At 67.2% G+C, this 5,279-nt stretch carries 5 protein-coding genes and 1 pseudogene; all 6 read right to left on the bottom strand.

The window, feature by feature from the left end; genetic code table 11:
* Window positions 1-220: pseudogene (locus ABDV69_RS19975) on the bottom strand (flavodoxin); the annotation flags it as partial.
* Window positions 217-681 (bottom strand): hypothetical protein, encoded by a 465-nt coding sequence (locus ABDV69_RS19980; RefSeq protein WP_343577479.1) that lies wholly within the window; start codon window positions 679-681, stop codon window positions 217-219. The pseudogene ABDV69_RS19975 and the gene ABDV69_RS19980, both read right to left, overlap by 4 nt.
* The gene (gene dapB / locus ABDV69_RS19985; RefSeq protein ID WP_343577480.1) at window positions 678-1,415 is read right to left on the bottom strand and encodes a 4-hydroxy-tetrahydrodipicolinate reductase; all 738 of its coding nucleotides are present in this window, start codon (window positions 1,413-1,415) and stop codon (window positions 678-680) included. Before dapB ends, ABDV69_RS19980 begins: the two co-directional genes overlap by 4 nt.
* A gap of 22 nt (window positions 1,416-1,437) precedes the next feature.
* Complete coding sequence (locus ABDV69_RS19990; protein ID WP_343577481.1) at window positions 1,438-2,514, bottom strand: PDR/VanB family oxidoreductase; 1,077 nt, start codon at window positions 2,512-2,514, stop codon at window positions 1,438-1,440.
* A gap of 7 nt (window positions 2,515-2,521) precedes the next feature.
* A complete protein-coding gene (locus tag ABDV69_RS19995) occupies window positions 2,522-4,303 on the bottom strand; it encodes an SDR family oxidoreductase (RefSeq protein ID WP_343577483.1) in 1,782 nt (593 codons plus the stop codon).
* Window positions 4,304-4,317: 14 nt separating this feature from the next.
* Window positions 4,318-5,238: a metal-dependent hydrolase gene (locus ABDV69_RS20000; RefSeq protein ID WP_343577485.1), complete on the bottom strand. Its 921-nt coding sequence runs from the start codon at window positions 5,236-5,238 to the stop codon at window positions 4,318-4,320.
* Between the last annotated feature and the right edge of the window lie 41 nt (window positions 5,239-5,279).

Consider the following 5,279-nt stretch of genomic DNA (forward strand, 5'->3'; position numbering starts at 1 on the left):
AATGCTTGAGCGCCCCGGACATGTATCCGAGGTTGGCCGGGGTGCCGAACAGGTAACCGTCCGCGTCGAGCAGGTCGGGAACGGTGGCGGCCAGCGCCGGTCGGGTCAGCACGTCCACGCCTTCGATCTCGGGGTCGTTGGCCCCGGCCACGACAGCTTCGAGGAGTTCACGGGTGGCCGGTGACGGAGTGTGGTGAACGATCAGCAGCGTCTTGCTCATTCGCGCCCCTGCAACTCGACGGCTTTCTTCATGGCTTCCCGCGCCCGGCCTCGATCACCCGCATAGTCGTAGGCCCGCGCCAGTCGATACCAGCGACGCCAGTTGTGCGGATCGTCGTCCAATTCGGCACGGACGTGGTCGAATAACGCGTCGGCGGCGTCGCGTTCGATGCGCCCCGACGGCCGGCGCGGCAGCGCGTCGACGTCGAGTTCCATGCCGTCCTCGGCGGCAAGACGGGCGAGCCGTTGGTGGGCGAAGCCGGCACGCAGGGTGGCGAGCATCGCCCACAGTCCGATCCCGGGCAGGATCAGCAGCGCACCGCCTAATGCGATGGCCACGGCACGCCCGGATCCGATCATCAGCGCCGCCGTCCTGCCCAGCAGCACGATGTACACCAACAGCGCCGCGCACATCAGCGCGATCAGCAACGGGATGCGCGTACCGCGCGCGTTCTGGGTCATTGCAGATTGAGCAACGATTCGATTCCTACTGTCAGGCCGGGATGTTCGCCAACGCGGCGGACCGCCAGCAGCACACCGGGCACGAACGACGTGCGGTCGATGCTGTCGTGCCGGATGGTCAGGGTCTCCCCTAACGTGCCGAACAACACTTCCTGATGAGCGACCAACCCGGCTAGCCGCACCGAGTGGACCGGCACGCCGTCGACGTCGGCGCCACGGGCACCCGGCAGGCTGGTGCTCGTGGCATCGGGGTTGGCCGGCAGGCCTTTTCGCGCTTCGGCGATCAGCGCGGCGGTGCGGCCGGCGGTCCCCGACGGCGCGTCGGCCTTCTGCGGATGGTGCAACTCGATCACTTCGACCGACTCGAAATACGGCGCGGCCTGCTTGGCGAAATGCATCGACAGCACCGCGCCGATGGCGAAGTTGGGCGCGATCAGCACGGAAACGCCCGACTTGGCGGCCAGCCATGACCTGACCTGCTGCAGCCGCTGTTCGGTGAAGCCGGTGGTGCCCACGACGGCGTGGATGCCGTTGTCGATCAGAAATTCGAGGTTGCCCATGACGACGTCGGGATGGGTGAAGTCGATCACCACGTCAGTCTTGTTGTCGGTCAACAGGCTCAGCTCATCGCCGGCGTCGACTTCCGCGGACAGGGTCAAGTCCTCGGCGGCCCGGACGGCGTGCACCATCGTCGTACCGACTTTGCCCTTGGACCCCAGCACAGCTACCCGCATGGCTTCACCCTATAGGCGTCCCTTACGCGTCAATCACTACGCGGCCGCCGCCGGCCCGGGAGACGCACACCAGCATCTCGCCGTCCGCTTCGGCGGTGCGGCCGCGACGGTCGACGTGCCCACCGAGCACTTTGACCTTGCACGTACCGCAGAACCCTTGCCGGCAGGAATGCGCGGCCGTCGGGTCGATGTCGAGCATCACATCGAGCGCCGAGCGGTGGGCGGGCACCTCGAGCACCCGCCCCGAGCGGGCAAGTTCGAGTTCGAACGGGATACCGTCGACGACCGGCGGCGGGCTGAACCGCTCGTAATGCAGCGGCGCGTTCGCGTGCTCGGTGCGCGCGGCGCGCACCGATTCCAGCATCCCGGTCGGCCCGCACACGTACACCGCGGTGGTCGGCGTTGCGGCGGCGAGCAGATCGTCTGCGGTGGCGAAACGACCGCGCTCGTCGTCGGCCCACACCGTGACCCGGTCGGGATCCAGCGACAGCACCTCGTCCAGCAGCGGCATGTAGTCCCGGCTGCGGCCGGCATAGACTGCGTGCCAATTCATTCCACGTTGCTGCGCGGCGCGCATCATCGACAGGATCGGTGTCACCCCGATCCCGCCGATGACGAACAGCACATCGCGCTCGTCGCCGCCGAGATAGAACGCGTTGCGCGGACCTTCGAACACCAGTGGGTCACCGACGGCGTATGCGTCGTGCATTTCGATGGACCCGCCGCCGCCATCGACGATGCGGCGCACCGCAATTCGGTAGTCGGTGCGCCGACCGGGCAGCCCGCACAGCGAGTACTGGCGACGACGGCCCGAGGGCAGTTGCACGTCGATGTGACTGCCCGGAGTCCACGACGGCAGCAGGCCGCCGTCGGGGTCGGCGAACGTCAGCGCGACCACGTCCGGGCTGAGCTGGTCGCGTTTGGTGATTACTGCGGCGTGGGTGCGGCCCACCGGCATGACGCGGGACGGTTTCCAGCGACTCGTCGCGGAGAGCCCGCCGAGCACCGTTGTCAGTCCCCAGACGGCCGTAAAGAGCCGGTCCCGTTCGCGACGACCGTAGATGTCTGCGGGCCTGCTGGCCCAAATGCTGTCCGACACAATGACCTCACGGGCGAATGTCGTAGCGGGCCAACAGCCGGATCAGCGAAGGGCTGATCCGCCGCATCGCGTAGCCGACCCGTGACTCGGCTGCGATCGGCACTACCGGCCGGCCGCTCTTGACGGCTTTGACGATCGCCTTGGCGGTGGCCTCCGGCGTGTAGTTGCGACGACGGTAGGCGGCGTCGGCTTTGTGCCGGGCGGTGTCTTGTTCGTCGGACGTCATTCCGGCGTAGACGGTGTTCTTGGCGATGTTCGTGTTCACGAATCCCGGGCACACCGCGGTGACGGTGATGCCGTCGTCAGCCAGATCCGCCCGCAACGATTCGCTGAACGCCAGCACGGCGGCTTTTGTTGTGCCATAGGCGATCATCGACTTCGACGGGAGAAATGCCGCGGCCGACGACACGTTGATGATGGTGCCGCCCTGACCACGGTCGACCATCTGCGTGGCAAACGCCCGGCTTCCGTTGAGCACGCCACGCAGGTTGACGCCCAGGATGTTGTCCCAGTGCGCGGGCGTGGTCTCGAGGAATCGGCCGGCCATCCCGATGCCGGCATTGTTGACCAGGATGTCGACCACACCATGGTCGCTGTTGACTTGTGCGGCAAGCGCATTCATCGCGGCTTCGTCGCTGACGTCGGCCTGGTACGCCGCTGCCGTGGCACCGGCGTCGCGAACCGCGGCGACGGTCTGCTGTGCCGCCGCCAGGTCGCGGTCGACGATCACCACGGTGTCGGCGCCTTGGCGGGCCAACTCGACGGCGGTGGCGCGGCCGATACCGGCGCCGGCCCCGGTGACCAGTGCGAGTTTGCCCTGCACATCGCGCGGCCCGGCGCGCACCGCGCTCGCGGTGGCCGGCGCGGTGCCGTCGACGTGCCGGTCGATCCAGTCGGCCGCCAGTCGCGCGATCACGTCGGGGCGCGCCGTCACCACCCAATGACCACCCTCGATCGGGACAACCCTGCTGCCCGACGGAATCGAGCCGGTGTACCGCTGCAACGCCGGCGTGACGAACATGTCCATTCGCGGCACCAGCACCTGCACCGGGACGCTGGTGCAGGGCAACCTCGCACCGGGGGCCAGGAACGGCGCGGGCATGTTGGCGCGGTAGAGATTGAGCCCGTTGACGTAGTCGCCGGTCGAGCGCACCGGGTCACCGGGCCGGGTCCGGGTGCTGGAGTTGCCGATACGGCCCAGCGTCTCAACGACTTTGATGCCCACGCCCGCCCTGATCAGCAATTCCGGCAGACCCGGGGTGAGGAAGAACCAGATGTAGCCCGACGCGACGAATTGCCGGATCACCTCGACGAGACCGCGCGGGCTGCGGGCCGAACGCAGGAACTTGCCGGCATAGTTCAGGTGCGGCCCGGATATCGAGGTGAACGAAGCCACCTTGCCCATCACCGTCGCATCGGTGACGGCGGCCCAGGCTTGAATCGAGCCCCAGTCATGCGCCAACAGATGAACGCGGCCGACACCCAGGCTGTCGATGACCGTGCCGATATCGGAAACCAGTTGCGCGAAACGGTAATCCGACCGGCCGGCTGGACGTGCCGATTCGCCGGCGCCACGCACGTCGTACGCGATCACGTTGTAGCGGTCGACGAGGTGTTCGGCGACCCCGTCCCACAGGTGATGGTTGTCTGGATAGCCGTGTATCGCCAGCACAGTCGGCCGGTGCGGATCGATCTCGGTGTAGGCGTGCACCGCCAACGTGACGCCGTCGGACGCGGTCACGGTGTTGCGGGTCGGCGCGTGGGAACTGTCAGCCGAAGCGGTGGTCATCGGATCCTCTCGGCTCAGTGCGAGGCGCGTGCGGTGGGCGAGATCGCCAGGTAGTCGACCGCCTTTTCCACCCCGCCGAGTTGCGAGGGATGGAACCGCGGAAGGTAGTAGGCGCCGATGACGCGGATGAATCGCAACGGTCCCGGCATCAAACCCCGTCGCGCCGCGGCGAAGTAGTACCGCCAGCGCGGCTTGGACCCGGGCGGAACGTGCCGGTCTACCGAGTACATGAACCGCACCCCACGCACCCACAGCAGCAGCATCACCGGTGTCACGACCAGCTGGGTGCGGACCTGTCGCAGATAACCGGCCCGCAAGTGCTTCATCAGGTCGAAGGCCACGGCTTTGTGCTCGACTTCCTCGGCGCCGTGCCAGCGGAGCATGTCCAACATCACCGGGTCGGCGCCGATCGCGTCGAGTTCCGGGGTGTTGAGGATCCATTCGCCCAGGATCGCGGTGTAATGCTCGATGGCTGAGACGAGCGCTATCCGCTCGAGCAGCCAGCTGCGCTGCCGCCGCACACTCCAGCGCGGCCGGTCGCCCAGCAGCTTGCCGAACAGCCAGGTCATCTGGTCGGTGAACGGTGTCACGTCGACGTCGTTGGCGGCGAAGTACTCCTGCACGCCGGTGTGCGCCTGCGCGTGCATCGCCTCCTGGCCGATGAATCCCTGCACATCGAGGCGCAACTGGTCGTCTTTGATCAGCGGCAGCGCCTGTTTGAACAGGTCGACGAAGAACTCCTCGCCGGCCGGCAGCAGCAGGTGCAACACGTTGAGCATGTGCGTGGTGAACGGCTCGCCCGGCACGTAGTGAAACGGCAATTCCGCCCAGTCGAAGGCGACGTCGCGCGCTTCGAGGACCAAACGCTCGTGATCGGAGCCCGTCCCGTGAGCCTTTAGGTGCGGACCGACAGCCTCGTCGTTGACCGTGAACATTGGCAGCAGCATACCCGGTACCGCCGGTATCGGCCATGCTC

It is taken from the genome of Mycobacterium sp., assembly GCF_039583785.1.
Taxonomy (GTDB): domain Bacteria; phylum Actinomycetota; class Actinomycetes; order Mycobacteriales; family Mycobacteriaceae; genus Mycobacterium.

What these genes read in the sequence shown, in the direction of transcription:
- ABDV69_RS19980 (WP_343577479.1), bottom strand. Translation starts at nt 681, where the DNA reads ATGACCCAGAACGCGCGCGGTACGCGCATCCCGTTGCTGATCGCGCTG.
- dapB (WP_343577480.1), bottom strand. Translation starts at nt 1,415, where the DNA reads ATGCGGGTAGCTGTGCTGGGGTCCAAGGGCAAAGTCGGTACGACGATG.
- ABDV69_RS19995 (WP_343577483.1), bottom strand. Translation starts at nt 4,303, where the DNA reads ATGACCACCGCTTCGGCTGACAGTTCCCACGCGCCGACCCGCAACACC.
- ABDV69_RS20000 (WP_343577485.1), bottom strand. Translation starts at nt 5,238, where the DNA reads ATGTTCACGGTCAACGACGAGGCTGTCGGTCCGCACCTAAAGGCTCAC.